The following is a 21737-nucleotide window of genomic DNA, read 5'->3' as shown; positions in this document are numbered from 1 at the left end:
AATGCTTTAGGAATGAACGACAGCATGCCTCCAGCCGCCGGAAGACGTTATATTCAGCGCTTCTTGAACCGCAGCAGCTTCACAGACAAATCCGGACACCCATCTCCCATCCTCTAGCTCAATCTTACTAATGCCAAGAGGGGATGGAATGGAAGCGGTAAATGCTCCAAATGAAGCGACGGGCATTTTCCACAGCTCAAGCTGAATTGCCGCTCCGTTATGATTTACTCGAACAAGCCCCGGTTTAGGCGGCATTGTATCAAGCTTAAACAGCTGATAATGGGAAGCGGTATGGATCTCTTCAACAAAAACGGCTCGCAGTGCGGTCATTTGCTTCTCAAACGGCATGCCTTTCATATGAAGACCACACACTGCAACAGTTACATGCTCATCATTCTTCTGATACCATTTCGCCGCTTCTACCATCCTCGATTCTTCTTCAGGCAGTGAGAACAATGTGATCCCAAACGGTAAGTTATCAGCCGCATTCCCTGCAGGTATAGCCACTGCACTTAAGTCGAGTAAGTTGCAGTGATTTGTATATAAGCCCATTTGACTATTGGTATGAACAGGATCGACGCGAACCTGCTCACGTGTCCACGTGCCTCCGCATGTAGGAAGAACCAAGACCCCATTAGTCATCATTCCTCTAGTTGTTTCTTTGATTTCGGCTAACCTATGCTGTGCACGGAACAAAGCGGCTGCAGTATAATCTTCCCTGGCTCCAGATCTGAGTATCTGCTCTGTTACAGGGAAGGCAGAGCCTGGTTTTTCTTCAATAAATGACTCAAGATCAGACCATCTCTCTGCTACCAACGGTCCTTCGTAGAGCAGTGCTGCAGCTTCCTGAAATAAGGAAATATCTACTTCCTCTACGAGGAGGCCAGAAGAAGTTATGCTGTGTCTTACTTCTTCCCAAGCTTTCTTATATTCTGCAGCAAAGGGACCGTAGAAGCTAACCTCCCCTTGAGGGAGCAGCCATTTCTCAGGCATTACGGAATTTCCAAGTGGAATGTCTCTTGAATAGGCGTCACCTTGTTTTTTTCCGCGAACCAATTGATCTATCATCTCGGCATCTTCCACGCTGTGCGCAAACACTGTAATGCAATCAATACTACGGCATGCCGGAATCAAACCTGTTGACGGCCAAGCACCTACAGCTGGCTTATAGCCTACTAATCCATTCAATGCTGCTGGAACTCTACCCGAGCCGGCCGTATCTGTACCGAGCGAAAAAGCACATTGCCCAAGAGCAAGCGCAACAGCCGATCCTGAGCTTGAGCCACCACTAATCAGTTCATCCCGCAGCGCATTATGTGTTTCACCATAGGGACTTCTAGTACCGACCAGGCCTGTCGCAAACTGATCCAGATTGCTCTTGCCGACTGGAATAGCTCCTGCTGCAATCAATCTCGTAACCACTTCACTGTGCTCAGCAGGAATATAGGAATAGTCCGGACACCCGGCCGTCACCGGCCAGCCTGCAACCTCTATATTGTCCTTTATTGCAAAGGGGATTCCCCATAATGGGTGGTCCGCCATATCCATATCCTGTAGATGCCGTATATATGATGATATGCGCTCAATGGATGGTGGCATTATCCAAATATTTTTGTCTTTATCCTCTTCGGCTCTCTGAATAATGGCTTCGATAACATCAAGAGGTGTAAACTGCTGTTTCAAATACCCTGTTCTCAAGGAATCCAATGTCATATTATACGGTACGGCATTGATCGTCATGATGCTGTCGCCTCCTCTTCGATCGGTGTAATCGCAGCAATACAATCGCCGGAGCGTACCTGGTCACCGGAGGTAACATAAATAGATGCGATGATTCCGTCCAATGGAGCCGTCTGCGGAAACTCCATTTTCATACTTTCCTCTATTATAATAGTATCGCCTTTCTTAACCTGCTGCCCTTCTTCCACTAATACCTTCCATACACTGCCCGACATCGAGCTGTTAACTCCGAGACTTCCTTCTGGCAGATCCTCTTCTCCTAATGAGGCATTCACCTCAGGCTCAGCTACATACTCAGCAATACCAAGCTTTTTCCAATAAGCTCTTTCAGCCTGAAAGGCCGATTGCTGCTGATGACGGAATTTACTTGACTCGTTCTCAATGCTCTCCAGCCCGTGTAAATATTCCCCCAATTTAAAGGTTGTCTCCTCAACTTCTACTTTGAATTCGCCTCTCGGAAAATCCTCTCTCATTTGTAGCAGCTCTTCTTCGGATACAGGATAGAAGCGAAGCTGGTCAAAGAAGCGAAGCAACCATGGCTTGCCTTGTTCGAAATTGACTGTTTCCCGGAATTTATTCCACATTTGAACGGTTCGCCCGACAAATTGATATCCTCCAGGGCCTTCCATACCATATACACAGAGGTAAGCTCCCCCAATTCCGACCGCATTTTCCGGGGTCCAGGTTCTGGCCGGATTATATTTTGTTGTGACAAGCCGGTGTCTTGGATCAAGCGGTACGGCAACAGGTGCTCCTAAGTAAACATCGCCAAGTCCCATCACCAGATACGAAGCGTTAAATACAATCTCTGCAACCTCCTCCATGGAACCCAGCCCATTCATTCTGCGAATGAATTCCAGGTTGCTCGGACACCATGGCGCATCCGGTCTTACATTTTGCTGATAACGTTCAATCGCCAGCCTTGTTGCTGGATCATCCCAGGATAACGGAAGCTTCACGATCCGGGAAGGTACTTCAATCGACTCTAATTCCGGGAGCTGCAGGTCAATATCCATAATTAGAGCTGCTGCTTCTTTTACCGTCATTATTGAAGCATCCAGATGAACCTGCAAAGAACGAATGCCAGGTGTCATTTCAATATATGGAATATCGCCGCGTTCTTGCAGTGCTTGCATGAGCACATATACCTGGAAGCGGTAGAGAAGATTTAGCTCACGCTCACCATATTCAATCAAGATATTCTCATCTCCGGAGCAACGCACCGTAATCGGAAAGCGTCTATGATCCTCAGCAAATGCCAAAATGGGCATGTATTCTCCTGTGGATTGCTCAGATAGCAACGGCAATACGGGACCTGCCGATAGAGAATGGAGGTACATCTCCTGCTCACTTCTTAACTGCTCCGCTTCTTCTACGGTAATCAGCCGAAACCGCACCTTATCACCTGGACTTAATTGGCCGATCTTCCACAGCTCAGCTGATGCCGTTGTAACCGGGCAGACGAATCCACCGAGACTTGGACCATCCGGTCCGAGTAATATAGGCATATCACCTGTTAGATCAAGCGCACCAACCGCATAAGCATTATCATGGATATTCGATGGATGCAGTCCTGCGTCTCCTCCGTCTTCTCTCGCCCACATTGGAGCAGGGCCAATCAACCTTACGCCTGTTCTTGAACTGTTAAAATGAACCTCCCACTCCGTTCCTGTAAGCTGGCCCAAATAAGCAGGCAGCAGATATTCTGCAGTACAATGCGGTCCTGGAATAACGCCAATGGTCCATTCTTTCATATAAATCGGTCTTGAGACTTCAGCAAGCGCCGGCAGCGTTATTCCATCTGTCTGTCTGACTACACGAACCACGGCGCCGGATCTCAGAGCACTCCCCGTATGTCCTCCGAATCCACCGAGTGTAAAAGTAGATGCACTTCCTAGTGTGAGCGGCATATCAAGCCCACCTGCTACTAGCAGATAAGTTCGCATTCCCTTTTTAGCTTCACCAAATTTAAGGATGGCACCTGCAGGTGCTACCGTCGGTGAATACATTTCTACAGGCTTACCATTTAATTGAGCCTCCATATCTGCTCCAGTGATACAGAAGGTAATCTTATCTCTGAACAGATATTCTCCGCCTCGAAGAGTCAATTCGAGACCTGGGGCCTCTTCCCCGTTACCTAAGAGCTTGTTGCCGATCCGAAATGCAAGACGATCCATCGGTCCTGAAGGCGGTACACCGATATCCCAATATCCAGTTCTCCCCGGATAATCCTGTACCGTCGTCTGTACGCCGCCGTCCAGCACTTCGATCGCATGTTCTTCAGGCATAAATCCACCGAGCATGCGAGTGTATACTTCGCCTTTTTGGAAGAGCTCGGTTTGGAGGAACGCTTCAATATAAGATTGATTTGTAGTTATTCCATATATACGAAGACGATGTAAAGCCTCTGTCATCTTGGCAATAGCTTCGGATCTTGTATTCGCATGCACGATAATTTTGGCCAGCATCGGATCATATAGCGTTGTGATCTCCACACCTTTTTGAATCCAGGATTCTACACGTACACCTTCCGGCCAGCATATAGCGTCGATCCGACCGTCACTTGGACGAAAATCATGAACGCAATCCTCGGCATATAGACGCACCTGAAGGCTGTGACCCTCGGACTGCGGGAGATCAGTATTCAATAAATTGAACTCATTCGCAGCCTCTCTTAACATCCATTCCACCAGATCTATACCAAGCACTTCTTCTGTAACACCGTGCTCCACTTGAAGACGTGTGTTCACTTCGAGAAAATAAAATTGTTCATTCTCCGGATCGTATAAAAACTCAACCGTACCTGCATTCCGATAACCTGCGGTCTTAGCAAGCCTTCGTGAACTGTCCAGCATCTCCGCTCTCACATGATCAGGCAGCTGTGGTGCCGGTGTTTCTTCGATGATTTTTTGATTTCGTCTCTGTACTGAGCAATCTCTTTCGCCAAGAGCAACGGCTTCACCGCTTGAACTTCCGAAGATCTGTACCTCCACGTGTCGCGCTCTGGCAATATATTTTTCGAGAAAAACACCGCCGTCATTAAAATTACTTATCGCCAGCCGAGTTACCGAATCAAAGGCTGAACGGAGCACAGACTCGTCCTCGCAGATTCGCATTCCTATGCCTCCACCACCTGCTGTCGATTTCAGCATGACAGGATAACCGATCACTGCTGCCTCCTGAGCGGCAGCTTCGACTGTTTCAATAAGACCGGTTCCCGGAAGAAGCGGAACACCGGCTTCCTCTGCCATGGCACGGGCTGTATGCTTTAATCCAAACAGCTCGATATGCTCTGCAGTTGGACCGATAAAGGTAATTCCATGATCAGTGCAGGCTTGTGCAAAAAACGCATTCTCACTTAAGAAGCCATATCCAGGATGAATGGCATCCGCCCCAGCAGCCAATGCTGTATTTAAGATCATTTCGGCATTCACATAGCTTTCCTTAGCCGGTCCGTCCCCGATCAGAACCGCTTCATCCGCATGCTCTACATGAAGACTGTCTCGATCTGCTTTTGTATAAACAGCGACGGACGAAATCCCCATCTTTTTCAATGTGCGAATGATTCTTACCGCAATTGCACCACGATTGGCCACCAATACTTTATTAAACATCGCGTTGTTCCCCTTTCGCTTCCCAGATCAGCACTTTTGCCGGGGTAGGATTGTAGCCGTTACAAGGATTGTTCAGCTGCGGGCAGTTGCTGATCAGCACAGTCACTGGGGCAAGAGCAACCAGCTCAACATATCGCCCTGGACCCGAGATTCCATCCGCAAAAGTCAGCTCACCTTCTGGTGTAACAGGTACGTTCATAAAGAAATTCACGTTAGGAGCTAAATCCTGCTTCGTGTACTCACTGCGCTCAGATAACATCAGCATGAAGGTGTCTCGGCAGTTATGCATGGGAAGCTTGTCGTGCGCGTAACGAACCGTATTACTCTGAGCTGAGCATGCTCCGCCGATCGTATCATGTCTGCCACAAGTATCAGCAATAATAAGGAGCAGCTCCTTACCGGATTCAGCTAATAAGGTGGACCCTGTAGTCAGGTAAATATTGCTCTGATTCGATATGGTGCGTACAGCACTGTAATGATCACTTGGATCCTCGCTCGAATAAAAAAGAGTGTCCACTGCCTGATTGCCTTCCACATCAACAATTCGCAGTACCTGCCCCTGCTTGAGGTCGTATAGCCAGCCCTCACCTGCCGGAATGGTCTGTTCGTATGCTGCATCTTCTGGCTTGAGACTGCTCAGTACCGGATTCATTGTACTCATCATCAGTTAGCTCCCTTCATCAATGCGTAAGCATTCCAAGTATTTTCAAACGCTCGTCTATTCTCATCACAATGTGTAACACATAGATCGTTTTCATTGGCAGGTGCTGTATCAGCAACATCAATTTGAACACTTGCTTCAGGATAATCTGACGAAGGATCTAATGGATTAGGCGTATTCGACAATACCAGCAGCACATCCATTTCCGTTCGAATCGTCACCGCTTTACCTGCCGTGGGTTGAGGGACATATTTCATACTTCCGTCCAGCTCACAGATGACTTTCGAGAAGAAGTTGATGGGAGAGCTCATGTCTCGCGGGGATAAATTATGTCTGTACATTTCCACAATCAAATTCTCTTCCCCATTTCGCAGTCGCTGGTTACGATCCTCCTGATAACTTGTTACACCATATTTTTCATCCGTCATTTGCTTTGTTGTATAACCAGATAGTGGATCATGCCAACCGACCGAGTCCTCAATAATGGAGGCAAGTACTCTGCCCTGGTCACTCATTAACACATGTCCTTGTGACAATAATGCAGTATGCTGAGCTTTCAGCGTATCTGGCATATTGTATTTTTCAGATGGATAAGGGGCATGAAACAATAATGTGGACAGATTGGCCCTGTCACTTTGGGCCGTAAATGTAATGGCTTTACCTCTGCCCACATAAGCTGACCATTTGCCGCCTGGCTCTACTGTGATTGAGAATAATGCTGTCATGATTTCATTCCTCCTGTGTCCATATAAAAATAAAAAAGCCCGGGAGAAACATCAAAGAACACTTTGATCGATTCTCCCGGGCTTTTTTCCCGCCGTGTACATCAGAACAGAATATACTGATGCGTTTTCTCTCGGACCAGCCAGCCGGTGTATACGACCCGGAACCCTAGAAAACTTTGGTATGTAATTGTTGATGTCATAAATACTAACTCTATTTATCCGATAATGCAATAAAAAATACCAAAAAACTCAAAACATCCCGAATTTATTTGTATTAAACGACTTCAATCTGTGTATTTTCCACCAAAACAGAACATTAGTTCCTATATAAAACAAAAAAAGTGCTTGATTTTTAAAAAAAGCCCTGCAACAATGTGAGAAGAAATAACATTGATGAAACACAGAATGAATGAGTTATTAGAGGAGGGATTGTATGTCACAAACCATAACATTAAAAAGAGACCTGTCACTCACTCATGTTGTGACCATGGGACTCGCCTGGATGTCCCCTATGATTTTCTTTACTAGCTTCGGTGTGCTTCATGAAGGTTCAGGCGGAATGCTCCTGGCAGCCTATGTAATTGCATTTGCAGCTATTCTATTTACCGCAGCAAGCTATGGTCAGATGGCAAGAGCATTCCCTGTATCCGGTTCCGCGTATACCTATGTAAGCAAAGCAATGAATCCTTTCATAGGCTTTATTGTCGGGTGGGTCATTTTACTGGATTACCTGTTCTCTTGCATTGTCGCCGTACTTATGTTTGGCATTAATCTTAATGCCCAGTTCACGAATGTACCCTCCTATGCATGGATCATCCTGCTGACGCTTGTCGTTATGACGATCAATATTATCGGTATAAAAACCTCGGCTAACATAAACAAAATTTTTGTATTAATGCAAATTCTATTTATCGCAAGCTTCTGCGCACTTCTTGTTTACAAAGCGGTAAGCGAAGGGTTTACTGCCGGATTGAATCCACTGAACACCACGAAGGGTGTTTCTTTTTCCTCTATTTTGGCCGGTGCCTCTCTTGTCTGTTTTTCCTTCCTTGGATTCGATTCAATTACGACAATGGCGGAAGAAACCAAAGAGCCTAAGAAGACGATTCCTCGTGCCATTATGATCATCGTAATCGCCGCTGGTCTCATGTATTTTGTAACGGCATACTTAATACAGCAGCTATATCCATCCCTTACATTTAGTGATATCGATTCTGCCGGTTTTGAACTTATGCAGGTGATTGGCGGGGGTTTACTCGCATCCATTTTCACATTTGTTATTATCTTCTCCATACTTGCTCAAGGAATGGCCTCTATGACTACGGTCTCTCGTCTTCTCTTAGTCATGGGCAGGTCTTCCTTGCTTCCGGCCAAATTCAGCTCCATTCACCCTAAATACCGGACCCCTGTCTTTAACATCGTATTAGTCAGCTTCATTTCCTTGTTCGCCATATTTATCAGTCTAGAGACGGCTATTATGTTTGTCAGCTTCGGAGCACTGACCGCCTTCCTGTTCGTGAACTTATCCGTAATATTTCATTACATTATTCGTAATAAGCAGCGAGAACCTAAAGATATCCTGTTCCGACTTGTATCCCCAATTATTGGCGCTGGATTCGTATTCTATCTGATTACGCTGCTTGAGATTTCTTCTCTGCTTCTCGGAATGGGATGGATCGTATTAGGACTCATTATGTATACAATAAACAGAGTGAAATCGGCGAAAGAAGGCGTAGTCTTAGGCGAGATTGAAGAAGCAGTATAGCTCAATATTATTAAGATAGAGATTACACATAAATCCTGAAATATAAAAAACACAAAAAAACATCTAAGTTCATGCCGTGAATATCGACATAAATTGAATCAATTTCATAAATCATTATTGATCTATATATACCCTTGAGTAAGCAGCTAAAGGTATTATGAGATTGATTCACTTAGATGTTTTTTCAAAACCATGTAATTTGAATCCGCAGACACCTATGAAGAGGTCTAGCACTTTCTAAGTGGTCATTTTTTAAGGTGAAATCATCTTTATTGAAGACTATAAACTTGCGTATGAACTCCAACTCAAGTGATGCAACCCCGAACAACATCCGGTATTACTGTTTCGTTACATACAAATCCTCATTTAGTGATGGGATGAACGGTGTCCATTCTCCTCCTGAATAGAGAAGCAGCCGATGCATCGCACGTGTACAGGCCGTATAAAACAGCTTTCGCTCGCTCTCCTGATGATACAGATCTGCAGATGCATCATAGATAAGGACAGCATCAAATTCCACACCTTTCGCCAAATAGACAGGGATGACAGACACACCTGCTTCAAAGGTAAGGGTGCTCTTCGTTACAAGCTTCACACCTTGACAGCCACTCGCATTAAGCAGCTCATATGCTTCTTTACTCTCGGCTGCTGTCTTGGTAATGATACCGATCGAAGTTAGACCTTCTTCCCTAAGCTCAGCGAGGTGCTCGGCCATACGGATCATCCGGCGCTCGTTATTTTCTATCTTATATAGTTCAGGCTTATTGCCACTTCGGTTAAAAGGTATGACCTCCTTCGCTTCTGGCAGCAATGCTTTGGTGAATGCTACAATTTCGCTCGTGGAACGATAACTGCGAACCAGATGAAATAAACTCGTGTCTGCTGCACCATATAGCCGAATAAGCGGTGAGTCCACACCATAGAGCTCCGTTGCTTGCGTATAGATCGCCTGGCTGAAATCTCCTAGAATGGTCATTCGGGCACGAGGAAACATTTTTTTGAGGTACTCATACTGAAACATTGAATAGTCCTGCCCCTCGTCCACAAATACATGACGTACATCGGTATTTATCCGCACACCTTCGATGAGCTCTTTTAAATACAAGTAAGGTGTAGCATCTTCATAAAATAGTTCAAGCTTCCCAAGCTTATCCTGCGTCTGCTGACAAATTTGCGGCCATAACGATGGAACCTCAGCTTGATCCGTCCTCTGCTTAAACACAGACTCTTCCTCAAATAGACTCGAGTATATCTGGATTAGATCAATGAAGGACAGACGCTTTACACTTTGTTTTACAGGTGCGAAATGCTTCCTCACAACCATCGCACGCAGCAGCTCTTCCTCGCGATCAGCGTAATCGAAATCCCCTTCATCGGCCCTGCGTCTGTTATTTATTCTCTCTCTGACTTCTTCATACTGCTCAGCAAAGTCAAAGACGGCTCTCTCGTTGTGCAACTCGCTATATACTTCGGCATATAGATCCTTATCAAGATAATCAAGCTCATCTCGTACCCAGGAAGCTGTATGCTCTTTTTTCTCAACTATACGAAGTTCACTCAGCATCCACTCCTTCAACAGAGTAATCCGATTTGCTAGGCGAATAGAAGCATCATAGCTGTAGAATTTCGATTTTATTTGCTCAGCTGTAAATAAATCACGATCACGAAACCGGATCGACTTGAATTGCATACCTTCCTCCATAAGCCAATCAACATAATTCTGTATAGCCCGCAGAAAGCCCTCGGAAGCTTTGTACTTTATGCCGCTCAACCTTGCCGAGTACTCTTCTTCATTTGATTGTTGTGCTGCCAATACATATTCCATCTGATCAAAAGGGTCCTCTAAACGAAAAGTGTCGAATAGCGAATATTCTAGGTATTCCTGGAAGGTCACTTGCTGCATGTTCTCTTCACCGAGCTCAGGCAAGACAGTTGATACATAGCTGTTAAACATCGGATTCGGTGAGAATAGAACGATTTGATCTGCGGTTAATCTCTCACGGTGCTTATAGAGCAGGTAGGCAACCCGCTGAAGTGCAGCTGAAGTTTTCCCACTGCCTGCTGTACCTTGTACGATCAGCATTTTACTGTTATCATTTCGGATTATTGCATTTTGCTCCTTCTGTATCGTGGCTATAATACTCCTCATCTGATGGTCCGCACCTTGACCCAGCACCTGCTGCAGCAATTCGTCTCCAATCGTAAGGCTCGTGTCGAACACGTTCTGCAGCTGCCCTCCCTGAATCTGATACTGCCGTTTTAGTGTCATTGCACCTGCAATGTGTCCAACAGGTGTATCATAGCCAGCCTCTCCCGGCTCATGATCGTAATACAAACTTGCTATGGGAGTACGCCAGTCATAAACCAAGAAATTCATTCCCTCCGTATCCACTAAGGAAGAAACGCCGATATAGATCTTTTCCGTGAGGCTCATACCTTTTTCCTCAAAATCAATTCTGCCAAAATAGGGCGAACCCAGCAATCGCTTCATGTTTCTCAATTGCTGCAAACGCAGCTTGTGGCTTCTCTCCCGTTCAGACAATAACACTTCTTGCTGCCTTATGCTGTAAAACGTCTCTTCAAAGTCCTCATGTGTATTTGTGTTGACCGTCACTTCCTCCCAGAAGCGTCTCCGGATACCTGTAACTTGGTCATGTAATCCCGTAACCTCCGGCTCCAATTCTATAATTCTCGCTTCTAGCTCATTTACAACCTTATTTAACCGTTCCTGCTCTTGAGTCCATTCCTTAGCATCCTTCTTCACTTGTAGATTCGCTCCTTCATTCGTAATTTGACAATCTACAAGGCATATGATAAGATTATAGTGTGAGATAAAAAATAGGTTCATTATGCCTTGTGACAAGATTTGAGACATTCGTTTCAATATCGTATCACAATGCTTTTTTGTGTGCAATTCTATTTTTTTATATATGGTCAGACTCGGTGAACCTGCCGGGTCTTTTATTATGTACACCAGCTCGTATAGCACAGTCCCTATAGATAATTTGAAGCCACCCTATAAGGTGGCTTCAAATTTAAATAATTCATCAGATTCAAGCGTAACATCCTCAGCCTTCCACGATATCTGCTCGAAGATCTGCTGCCACTTCCATCATCATAGGTACAACTTCTTCTTGAGAAATGGCCACATACACCTCCCCCATATAGTGCCGAAATGGAACCCTCATCCCTCCAAGCTCCCACATGAAGAAATCTCCCTTGATAGACATCGTGCTCTCCGGACCTTTGACAGTCAGTACGGCCTCATAAGTAAAATCAGGCTTCCCGGCGAAATATTCCTTGCACTCATCTAATGAAATCGCTTGAGCTTCAGCAGCATCTTGCATTGATCTTGTAATTCGAAATCGTTGATTCATTTATATATCCTCCAGATGTCATTTAATACCCAAAGAAAGCATCCTTCTTAATATTCTGCTTGGTGATCGCATTTGATTGCAAGTAAGAAGACACAGAGTCTACCATCGACTTGGGTCCTGCCGCATAGTATTTGCCGTTATTGTTATACTCACTGATAAATCGGCTGATTTCTTGATCTAAGTGCTCTCTTGAATCCAGATAATTGATCTGGATCCAAGGGAGGTGGCTAGCCATCTCATCAAGCTCGTCTTTAAACAAATAGGAGCCGTCACTGTCCAAATAGAGCACCTGAACAGGTCTCTCCTCTCCGTCTTCCACTGTTTCGAGTTGCTTCAGAATCGACCGGATCGGAGTTATCCCAATCCCCCCTGCAATAATTAAAGAAGGGCTCTCCTTATCAAGGTAAAATGCCCCTACAGGACCACTTACCTTGATCTTCATTCCTTGCTTCAGCTCTAACATTGCCTGCTTGTAGTCGCTGGGAGTATCCCCAATACGTGTCGTTATTTTGACAACCTTCTCGGATGGAATGGAGGCAATGCTGAAAGGCTTAGTCGCGTTCTTGACAGCTCTATGCGTAATACTGAACAACCCGTATTGCCCTGCTCTCCATGTTAAATCTTTATCTTTCTCAAATATGAAAGTATACACGCCGTCCGTTTCTTTATAGCTCTCCAGAAATGAAAGCTCTCTTTTCTTGAAAATAGAGAACATATCTTTAAAAAAACTCATGTCTCTACCTCCCCCCTTACTTCAGGTATTTTCCGGTTATCGACGCTTCTGCATGAAGAATCTGTGCAGGTGTTCCCTCATACACGATTTGACCGCCCTTGCTGCCTCCATCAGGGCCCAGATCAATAATCCAATCCGCTTGGCTGATCACCCCAAGGTTATGTTCAATGACAATTACCGTATTGCCAGCATCTACGAGTCGGTTCATAATCGCAAGCAAGTGTCCGATATCGGACATATGAAGACCCGTTGTCGGCTCGTCCATTACATAGATGCTGCCCTTCTTATGCAGCTCGCTTGCCAGCTTGATACGCTGACATTCCCCGCCAGACAACGTGCTGAGCGGCTGACCCAGTGTTACGTAGTTTAGTCCTACATCGCTCATCGCCTGCAGCTTGCGGACGACTTCCTTAAGCTCAAAGAATTCCAGGGCCTGCTCTACGGTCATCGCCAGTACATCAGCAATCGATTGGCCGTTCAGCTTGTATTCCAGCACCTCTTCCTTGAAGCGCTTGCCTCCACACACATCACACGGCAGCTTCACACTGTCGAGAAATGCAAGGTCTGTATACACCACGCCCAGCCCTTGGCAATTCTCACAGGCTCCTTTGGAGTTAAAGCTGAACAAGCCTTGGTTTACTTTGTTTGCGGAAGCAAACGCTTTGCGGACATCATCCATAATACCTGTGTAGGTAGCGGGATTGGAACGTGTTGACACACCAACTGCCGATTGGTCAATGACAATCGCATCTGGATGCTCACTAAGAAATATGTCGTTTATCAGCGTGCTTTTGCCCGAACCCGCAACTCCCGTAACAACAGTCAGAATGCCTGCTGGAATATCTACATTGACGTTCTTCAGATTATGCAAGGATGCATCCTTGATCGAGAGCTGGCCTGATGGACGTCTAGTGTCCTGCTTCAATTGAAGCGGGAGCTTCATATGGTTGCCTGTCAGTGTATTCGATTCCAGCAGACCTTGGTAGCTGCCCTCATATACTATATTGCCGCCACGACTCCCGGCATAAGGACCTACATCCACAATATGGTCCGCGACCTTGATGACATCGGGATCATGTTCAACCACTATCACCGTATTGCCCTTGTCGCGCAGCTTCAACAGCAATTCGTTCAGCCTATGCACGTCACGTGGATGCAGACCCACACTGGGCTCATCAAAGATATAAGTAACATCAACCAGACTTCCACTTAAATGCTTGACCATCTTGACGCGCTGAGACTCGCCACCGGACAAAGTATCTGTCTCACGATCCAGTGTCAAATAGTCAAGTCCAATATCTACAAGATGCTGAAGCCGCTCTGTCAGCGATTTAACGATGGGCGCTGCAATCGGCTCTTCAATATTTTGAATGACCTTCAGGAGTTCGCCTACTTCCATCGAAGACATCTCGGCAATGTTGAGCTCATTAATACGGCAGCTTAATGTCGCTTGGCTTAGTCTCGCACCGTGACAGCTGGAGCAAGGGCCTTCGGAGATAAAAGGGGCGACTGCTTTTTGTGTTCGTTCGGATTTGGTCTTTACATCTTGCTTGATGTATTTGTTGGTAAACTTCTCAATGACGCCTTCCACTGTCACATTCGTTGCTTTTCCTGCAAAATCCAGCTTTACTTTCCGTGCTTTGGAATAGAGCAGATGATCCAGTTCTTCTTCTGAGTAATCACTCAGCTTCTTGTCCGGATCATAGTCTCCTGATTGTATTAGCATATTCCATTCCCAACCGTTTACCGAATAGTCAGGCAGCATAATCGCTCCTTCCGAGAGCGACTTGGACATGTCGATTGCCATCTTCATGTTAACACCCAGCTTCCGCCCCAAGCCGCTGCACTCCGGGCACATCCCTTGCGGATCGTTAAAAGAGAACATATGCGCTGCTCCAACATGTGGCTGTCCAACACGAGAGAACAGAAGGCGCAGGATCGGAGAAATATCGGTAATCGTACCCATCGTGGAATGGGACCCGCCGCCCAGTCGTTTCTGATCCACGATGACGGCCATGCTTAAATTCTCAATTGCGTCTGTATCAGGCTGCGGCACACGGGGGAGAAAATTACGCACGAACATACTGAAATTTTCATTTAGCAAACGTGTGGATTCTGCTGCAATCGTATCAAAGACGATGGATGACTTGCCCGAGCCCGACACGCCGGTGAAAATGGTGATCTTCCGCTTCGGAATACGCAAGGATACATCGTTCAGATTATTTTCCCTTGCCCCGGAGAGTACAATGTACTCTTGATTCCATTCCTTCATGCTTACACTCCTTTATTATCATTTGCCTTAGCAAATTATTGTTCCAAAATCTGCTCAAGCTTAACGACCCAAGCATTCCAGCCATGTCTTGCCCCTTCAAGTCCATGAATATTCGTGAATCCGGACTGCTCAAGATGTAGGTTTACTTCACCGTTCCCCAAGTCCTTCAGAGACAGAGTTACAATATGCTTCTCTTCTCCGGTAGCCCAAGAATAGGACAAACGGTTCGGTTCTTCTACGACGATGACTTCACCATCAACTATGCCGTCCCACCATTCAGAAGGCTGATGACGGAATTGAAATCGGTGTCCTACGATCGGCTTGAAATCATTATCCGTAATCCATTTCGCAAGCTTATTTGAATCTGTAATTGCTGACCATAGCTTCTCAATCGTTGTTGTGAACAGATAATCCATAGACAGAATTGAACTCATTCTTCTTCCTCCTCTAATAGGTCGCTTAGTCTCATCATGTTTGCACTCCAATACTTGCTGTAGAACGCCACCCAATCTTGTACTTCTCTTAATGGCGAGGGATTGAGTCTATACCTCGTTTCTCTGCCAACCTTGCGGTCATATACCAAGTCAGCCTCTTTCAGAATGGTTAAATGCTTGGACACGGCTGTCCTGCCCATTTCAAAATGCGAAGTCAATTCATGAAGCGGTATCTCCTCTGTATCTGCTAACAGATAAATCAGCTGACGTCTCGTCGGGTCTGCAATCGCGTTAAATACATCCCTTGACGTATCGTTCTCTCTCACAACACCCTCTCCTATGTATTATTACCAAGAAATAGGAAATCTTTGATAATATACGCAAACTTTCAAAAAGGACACCGTTTGGTGACGAAACGATTATAAGACACCCAACAGTGTCGTGTCAATACAGCTCACATCGCATCTATTCTTACGAAAAAAGCCGCCCAAAAGGCGCCTTCAGATTAAAAACCAATGACTACACAAGCCACAGCACAGGATCCTTCATAAGAACTTCTAGAGGCAAACGATCCTCTTGTGCAACATCATTGACGTTGCGATCTTACACGAATTAGGTAATCCCCTCTTCGCTGCTCTATATTAGCCCGAACCGTTCATGTTTTAAATATAAGATGATTACCGAACCATATAAAATAAGGACTCCTTGGTTCCGTCATCAGCCAAAAGGAGCGACTACACTAAGGGCAGCCGCTCCTTGCTATGCAAATGTTCTTAAACCTATCAATTAAAGTACACCCGGTTGATGCTGCTTCGTCCACGTACTCATGGCAGGAATTTTGGAATAATCAACTCGATCGGCGTACTTCCTCGCGATCTCGGTGATTTCAGACAACAATCCTTCATTAAGTGTAATCGGCATCAGTCCCTTGGATAGAAAGAGACCATTCTCAACATGGAGATCATTCTCGGCCGCCTCTTGCCTTGGATTCGAGACGTAAGCAATCTCACTGCCCGTCAGCTGACTCACCAGCTTAGCCAGATCATTGACTCGATGTGTCTCTGTCATTTGATTCATGATGAGTACTCGATCTCCTATTGCGGGAGGATGTTCTACAGCAAGCTGCAGACATTGCACGGTATCTTGAATATGAATGAAAGCTCTCGTTTGGCCACCAGTTCCGTGTACGGTAATTGGATGTCCGATCGCAGCCTGCATAAGGAAACGATTCAGAACGGTACCATAATCTCCGTCATAATCGAAACGATTAATCAGTCTTTCGTCTAATTGCGTCTCTTTGGTATGCGTTCCCCATACGATCCCCTGGTGAAGGTCGGTAATCCGAAGCTTGTCATTTTTGTTATAAAAAGCAAACAACAGCTGATCCTGAGATTTGGTCATGTGATAGATGGATCCTGGATTCGTAGGGTACAAAATTTGCTGTTGCACACGCTCTCCCTCTTCAGTTACCACCTCTATATCCAAATACCCTTCAGGTATCGCAATCCCTGCCGTTCCGTACCCATAGACACCCATCGTTCCTAAATGAATCAGGTGGATATCTAAGCCGCTCTCTACGATCGCACTTAGAATATTATGCGTTGCATTAATATTGTTGTTAACCGTATACCGCTTCAAACGAGAGGATTTCATAGAATATGGCGCAGATCTCTGCTCTGCAAAATGGATCATTACATCCGGTTTTTCCTCCATGATGACATTTAACAGATCGTCATAATCCTCGGCGACATTGAGCAGGTAATGTTGGATGCGCTTGCCTGTTACTTCCTTCCAGGCTTCAAGGCGAACTTCCATTGACTGAATCGGAGTTAGTGAATTGGTCTGGGATTCCTCATCAATTCTTCTTCTGGAGAGGTTATCAATGATAATCACTTCATGTCCCAAGCTGGACAAGTGAAGGCTGGTCGGCCATCCACAGAATCCATCGCCGCCAAAAACGAATATTTTTTTATGTACATGCATACTTGTCATCTCAACCCATCCTTTACGCATTCAATCTGTTCTTATTCTGTGATTTAAACAAAAATCGGAAGAGCGCATCCTTCTTTTGTTCTGTTTCTCGGTATCCCTGCCAATAAAGCTGCATAAGCACCTGTTTGTTGCGTTCAGTTCTCCCCGCGATTAAGGGTTGTTCAGGCTGGATGATGAAAACTTCGTTATCCCTTTCCATGCTTAACAGTCGCTTCGTCGTTTGATTGTAATCGTTATGCCTCTTCTTCAGCTGTTGCTGGAGCTGCGGAAATTGTCTGAACAAACCATAGTACATCCAGCCGTAGGGCTCAGGCTTTTTTATATAACCTTTATTTCGAGTTAGAACAACAAGATGACGTTTGTAGCCTCGGTCAATAGAAGGCTGGATCGGAATTGGATCTGCTACTCCACCGTCAATAAGCTGTCTGCCCTGGAATAATACACTCGGGGAGAGCACAGGTAGACTGCTTGAAGCACGAATCAGGGTGAACAGATTTTCCGCTGAATCGTAATGATCATGATACAATGCAGAACCTGTTGCCATATCCGTCGTAGTAATGAGAAACAATGCATCGGACTCAGAAAAGGAGTGAAAATCAAAAGGCGCCAGTTGTGCCGGAAGAATATTGAATATCAGATCCATATGAAAGAGCTCCTGATGGGTCAACATGCGCTTAATCGATACAAGACTTCGACCATCCAGCAGTTGATTAAAAACCTCGTAAATCTTCCCTCTCTGTTTAGAAATATAGTAACTTCCAATCAGAGCGCTGGATGAGGAAGAAACCACAATCGGAAAGTCGATGCCCCATGCCCTTAAGCAATCCAATACGCCTGCCGTGTATAATCCCCTCATTCCCCCGCCTTCCAGAATAAGTCCGATATCATTTTCTGCTGGATTCAAGCCGTCATCTCCCCTTCTAATTCGAATTCAAGATTTCCTCATTTGACTTAAGCTTCCTCTCTGAAATGGTCTGTTTATAGTACCCAAGCACCTGCTCCGCTGCTTCTGACCATCCCTTGCCTATACTCTCTTGATAAGCAGCTTCAGCCATCTTTTTTCTTACAGCTTCATCTTCAAACCGACAGACAGCGGAGATAAAATCCTGATGATCGTTAGGATCATATAATAATCCAGAGTGCTCATGTCTGATCTGTTCGCTTGTTGGTCCACTTCTTGCAGCAACAACAGGAAGACCGGATGCCATGGCTTCCAAGAGGACAAGTCCAAGCGTCTCTGTCGTGGATGGAAAAACAAAAACATCAGATGAAGCAAAGGCCTGCGCCAGCTCTTGACCATATAGGAAGCCTGTAAAGAGTGTAGGTGTGCCTTTAAAGTGGTCTTCCAGCGCCTTTCGATGCGGTCCATCCCCGATAATGGCGAGAACAAATTGATCAGAAGCGTCAAACAGATCTCTGAGCTTCTCTATTTCCTTCTCTACCGCCAGTCTCCCCACGTAGAGCAATATTTTTTTACCCTCGTGTCCTTGAGACAACCTTACACGCATAACTGAATCGTAACGCTCGGGACTGAACATTTCGGTATCAACACCGCGTTTCCAGTGCATAACATTTCGAAAATGTCGTGAGGTTAGTTCATCCTTAACAGTAAGAGAAGTACACAAATTGACAGCTGCCCGGTTATGAAGTGATCGAATATAGGACCACAAGAGACCTTTTAGATAGGGGAGCTTGTAATAATCAAGGTACTGTGACAGGTTCGTATGATACGACGCCAATAATGGATAACCATACTTTCTCGAATAATATATTCCTGCAGCTCCAAGTAATGCCGGATTGACGACATGCACGACATCAGGATCATACTCTTTCAGTAGCTTTCCGACTTTAGGGCTCGGCATTGCAAACTTTTTCGTTCTGTATAACGGAAGTGGACGTGCTGGAATTCCATAGATCCTGGCTTCACCAAAACGGGTGATTCCCAAATCCGGAGCAATAATAATCACTTCATGACCTTCGTCAAGGAAATAACGAATTGAAGCCGTTAATCTGGTAACAATCCCGTCAGTCGAAGGCAGAAATGTTTCTGTTATGATTGCGATTTTCATGGTACACTTCCTCCATAGTTGATCCAACTCTAATGATACCTAATTTTTGTTAAGGCTGAATCAATTTCATAAATCCTTGCATTTCTACAGGTATTGAAATAAATGAGGTGAATCATGGTAAAGATATATTTTGGTTCATTATGTATATTATCAAATCATCCCTACATATGGTAAGATCTCTCTAGAATAAATACAAAAAGAGCCGCGTAATACGCAGCTCTTGGTTTGGCATGTCTTGTCAGCGACAATATATAGCTATCTGCTTACAATGGCTTAATCCTATATAATATCTTCTGCTGCCTGCTTCTTGTTCGATGGAGCAAACCAGCCCCATAACGCGATTGCAACCAGCACTGCATAGAATACAAGTGTCCAGCCCGTGCTATGTGGAAAATGATGATCCAGCACTCCGATATCCTCGTGAGCGAGAGTAATTACAGCTAGCTTAACACCGACCCACGCAACGATCGCATATGCTGTCGTTTCCAGTGCCGGGCGATCAACAAGCAGCTTAACAAACCATGTTGCAGCAAACTTAATGAGTACCAGTCCAGCAATTCCGCCGAGCACGACAACGATGAACTGACCACCATCCATTCCCCCGAAATCACCAAGCGGCGAATCTGGAAGTCCGAGTGCGAGAGCAACTGCAGCCAGTATTGAGTCAATCGCAAAGGCAATATCGGCGAGTGCAATTTTACCAACCGTAGCCCAGTAACTTTTTCCCGCAGCGTTTTTCTTGACATCCTCGCGAATTTTCTCGTTTTTCTTCCCGAATTTCGTTTTAATGACATGCTTCAATCCGAGGTATAGGAGATACGCTGCACCAATAGCCTGTATTTGCCAAACGTTTGCAATAAACGAAATCGCAAATAACGCGCCAAATCGAAAAACAAAAGCCAGAATAATTCCATAATTAATCGCTTTCTTCTTCTGTTCTTCCGGCAAGTGCTTTGCAATTACCGCCAGAACAAGGGCATTATCCGCTGATAATAATCCTTCCAGTCCAATAAGAATCAGCAGCGCCCATGCATACTCCAGCCATATTGACTCCAATCGTGTTACCCTCTTTCCATTTAGAATGAATGCTTACATAGTTTACCTTATTTCCTTACGGCATCAAGCTCCATCTCGTTTCGTTAGTGAAACAAATTTAACAAACATCGTCATATTGAAGCTGTCTAACTTTAAATAAACTCTAAAGAAGTAAACGTACCAGCTCTGTATTTCCATAAGGATGCAAAGTTACAGAAAGATGATGGTGTGAGGAATGATATTCCCGACGCAATGGCACTATAGAGAAGTGGTATACATCTCATTTGCCTAAAGGAGGAATACTGTAATGGCCGACCAGAAGAGAAGGAAAGAAGCAGCCTGGAAGTCACGAAAGCAAGAACAGCACCCTCATGGTAAAGTAAAATCGCTCAAGGAATTATCAAGCGAGTAAGAGATGAGCTTACTACGATAATTGAAGAAGACTGCTGGCGTATAAGGCCGGCAGTCTTTTTTTCTCGGATATATGCTCTCTCATTCATGCACTGCTTAACTTTATTCAACAGCTCCAGATGCAAGGATTCGAAGGTTCACATGACGATATCGACCAGCGAGAGCTGTAATCATCTACCGTTTCGTCAAGCAAACCCTCCTAACGGAGGGTTTATTTTATATCTCTGGACCATTGAACAGACGGTTAACTTATAGGCGATTTTTTATAAATCATCGAGATTTGATTTGCTATATGTTCCGAGCTAAAGTGAATTCCTTCTCTGATCCACCACATTATGACCCCGATAATTGAAGATGTCAGAATCTCGATTGATACTAGATGATCTGGCAAACCCCTCGTGATTTGCGCTTTATTTCTTCTCGTTTCGATCAAATGTTTGAAGAGATTGAATAGTCTGGATTCATAGCTTTTGTGCTCAAACAATACAGCGAACAGCTTCCTATTCTCATATATATAGTCCAAAAATCGTGTTAGGTCCTCTTCGTTATCCAGTATTTCCGACTGTACAAGAGGCTCTAATTTTATCGACAGCTCGTCGAACATTTCATTCGTAACCTTCGTCATCAGATCATTAATATCTACATAGTGAAGATAAAATGTTGCCCTATTTAGTTCAGCGCGATCAGCAACCTTCTGTACTGTGACCTGTGAGATCGATGGTTCCTCTACCAGAAGAGAAAGAGCGGCCTGTTTAAACATATTTTTAGAACGAATTGCTCGTGGATCTTCCTTTTTTCTTATAGACATTTCTTTCTCCTTTGTCGATTAAATCCTTGTTTGTATGCAGTTTGCCTACTCCTTGTTGTATACACGACGCATTAAAACAAATTGCAAATTGGCAGTTAATT

At 44.9% G+C, this 21737-nt stretch carries 17 protein-coding genes and 1 riboswitch; of the genes, 2 read left to right on the top strand and 15 right to left on the bottom strand.

Annotated elements, in window-relative coordinates:
* Window positions 1–6 precede the first annotated feature (6 nt).
* The 4 genes from atzF to ACFQ3J_RS05995 are packed head-to-tail and all read right to left on the bottom strand — an operon-like array spanning window position 7 to window position 6740.
* Window positions 7–1740 (bottom strand): allophanate hydrolase, encoded by a 1734-nt coding sequence (gene atzF, locus ACFQ3J_RS06010; protein WP_251581512.1) that lies wholly within the window; start codon window positions 1738–1740, stop codon window positions 7–9.
* Window positions 1737–5354 (bottom strand): urea carboxylase, encoded by a 3618-nt coding sequence (gene uca / locus ACFQ3J_RS06005; RefSeq protein WP_251581510.1) that lies wholly within the window; start codon window positions 5352–5354, stop codon window positions 1737–1739. The genes atzF and uca overlap by 4 nt, the downstream gene beginning before the upstream one ends.
* Window positions 5347–6015: an urea amidolyase associated protein UAAP2 gene (locus ACFQ3J_RS06000; protein WP_091156857.1), complete on the bottom strand. Its 669-nt coding sequence runs from the start codon at window positions 6013–6015 to the stop codon at window positions 5347–5349. Before ACFQ3J_RS06000 ends, uca begins: the two co-directional genes overlap by 8 nt.
* Before the next feature lie 2 nt (window positions 6016–6017).
* A complete protein-coding gene (locus tag ACFQ3J_RS05995; protein ID WP_091156858.1) occupies window positions 6018–6740 on the bottom strand; it encodes an urea amidolyase associated protein UAAP1 in 723 nt (240 codons plus the stop codon).
* A 71-nt stretch (window positions 6741–6811) separates the two neighbouring features.
* A riboswitch (guanidine-I (ykkC/yxkD leader) is annotated at window positions 6812–6921 on the bottom strand.
* A 252-nt stretch (window positions 6922–7173) separates the two neighbouring features.
* Here ACFQ3J_RS05995 and ACFQ3J_RS05990 point away from each other — a divergent pair.
* On the top strand, window positions 7174–8505 hold the full coding sequence (locus ACFQ3J_RS05990; RefSeq protein ID WP_251581508.1) for an APC family permease: 1332 nt from the start codon (window positions 7174–7176) through the stop codon (window positions 8503–8505).
* A 337-nt stretch (window positions 8506–8842) separates the two neighbouring features.
* Here ACFQ3J_RS05990 and helD read toward each other — a convergent pair whose 3' ends face one another.
* The 10 genes from helD to ACFQ3J_RS05940 form a co-directional block, all read right to left on the bottom strand.
* On the bottom strand, window positions 8843–11269 hold the full coding sequence (helD, locus tag ACFQ3J_RS05985; protein WP_251581506.1) for an RNA polymerase recycling motor HelD: 2427 nt from the start codon (window positions 11267–11269) through the stop codon (window positions 8843–8845).
* Window positions 11270–11573: 304 nt separating this feature from the next.
* Window positions 11574–11882, bottom strand: a complete 309-nt coding sequence (locus ACFQ3J_RS05980) for a hypothetical protein (RefSeq protein WP_251581504.1) — start codon at window positions 11880–11882, stop codon at window positions 11574–11576.
* Window positions 11883–11904: 22 nt separating this feature from the next.
* Complete coding sequence (locus ACFQ3J_RS05975; protein ID WP_251581502.1) at window positions 11905–12615, bottom strand: FAD-dependent oxidoreductase; 711 nt, start codon at window positions 12613–12615, stop codon at window positions 11905–11907.
* Window positions 12616–12631: 16 nt separating this feature from the next.
* On the bottom strand, window positions 12632–14887 hold the full coding sequence (locus ACFQ3J_RS05970; protein WP_251581501.1) for an ATP-binding cassette domain-containing protein: 2256 nt from the start codon (window positions 14885–14887) through the stop codon (window positions 12632–12634).
* A 35-nt stretch (window positions 14888–14922) separates the two neighbouring features.
* Window positions 14923–15321 carry an SRPBCC family protein gene (locus tag ACFQ3J_RS05965; RefSeq protein WP_251581500.1) on the bottom strand — a complete coding sequence of 133 codons (399 nt, stop codon included), beginning with the start codon at window positions 15319–15321 and terminating at the stop codon, window positions 14923–14925.
* Window positions 15318–15647, bottom strand: a complete 330-nt coding sequence (locus ACFQ3J_RS05960; RefSeq protein ID WP_251581499.1) for an ArsR/SmtB family transcription factor — start codon at window positions 15645–15647, stop codon at window positions 15318–15320. Before ACFQ3J_RS05960 ends, ACFQ3J_RS05965 begins: the two co-directional genes overlap by 4 nt.
* A gap of 460 nt (window positions 15648–16107) precedes the next feature.
* Window positions 16108–17313, bottom strand: coding sequence for an NAD-dependent epimerase/dehydratase family protein (locus tag ACFQ3J_RS05955; protein WP_244533191.1), 1206 nt, complete (start codon window positions 17311–17313; stop codon window positions 16108–16110).
* A 13-nt stretch (window positions 17314–17326) separates the two neighbouring features.
* Window positions 17327–18217, bottom strand: a complete 891-nt coding sequence (locus tag ACFQ3J_RS05950) for a patatin-like phospholipase family protein (protein ID WP_251581498.1) — start codon at window positions 18215–18217, stop codon at window positions 17327–17329.
* Between the two features lie 16 nt (window positions 18218–18233).
* On the bottom strand, window positions 18234–19382 hold the full coding sequence (locus tag ACFQ3J_RS05945; RefSeq protein WP_091156874.1) for a glycosyltransferase family 4 protein: 1149 nt from the start codon (window positions 19380–19382) through the stop codon (window positions 18234–18236).
* Window positions 19383–19661: 279 nt separating this feature from the next.
* Complete coding sequence (locus ACFQ3J_RS05940; protein ID WP_091156876.1) at window positions 19662–20438, bottom strand: TerC family protein; 777 nt, start codon at window positions 20436–20438, stop codon at window positions 19662–19664.
* Window positions 20439–20724: 286 nt separating this feature from the next.
* On the opposite strand from ACFQ3J_RS05940, the gene ACFQ3J_RS05935 reads away from it, so the two are divergent.
* Entirely contained in the window at window positions 20725–20829 is a 105-nt protein-coding gene (locus ACFQ3J_RS05935; protein WP_244533193.1) for a DUF6254 family protein, read from the top strand.
* Between the two features lie 243 nt (window positions 20830–21072).
* Here ACFQ3J_RS05935 and ACFQ3J_RS05930 read toward each other — a convergent pair whose 3' ends face one another.
* On the bottom strand, window positions 21073–21636 hold the full coding sequence (locus ACFQ3J_RS05930; protein ID WP_251581497.1) for a TetR/AcrR family transcriptional regulator: 564 nt from the start codon (window positions 21634–21636) through the stop codon (window positions 21073–21075).
* Window positions 21637–21737: the final 101 nt, after the last annotated feature.

This window comes from Paenibacillus provencensis, assembly GCF_042678545.1.
GTDB lineage: Bacteria > Bacillota > Bacilli > Paenibacillales > Paenibacillaceae > Paenibacillus > Paenibacillus provencensis.
The sequence above is the reverse complement of the archived record's forward strand: the minus strand, read 5'-3'. Positions and strand labels throughout refer to the sequence as shown.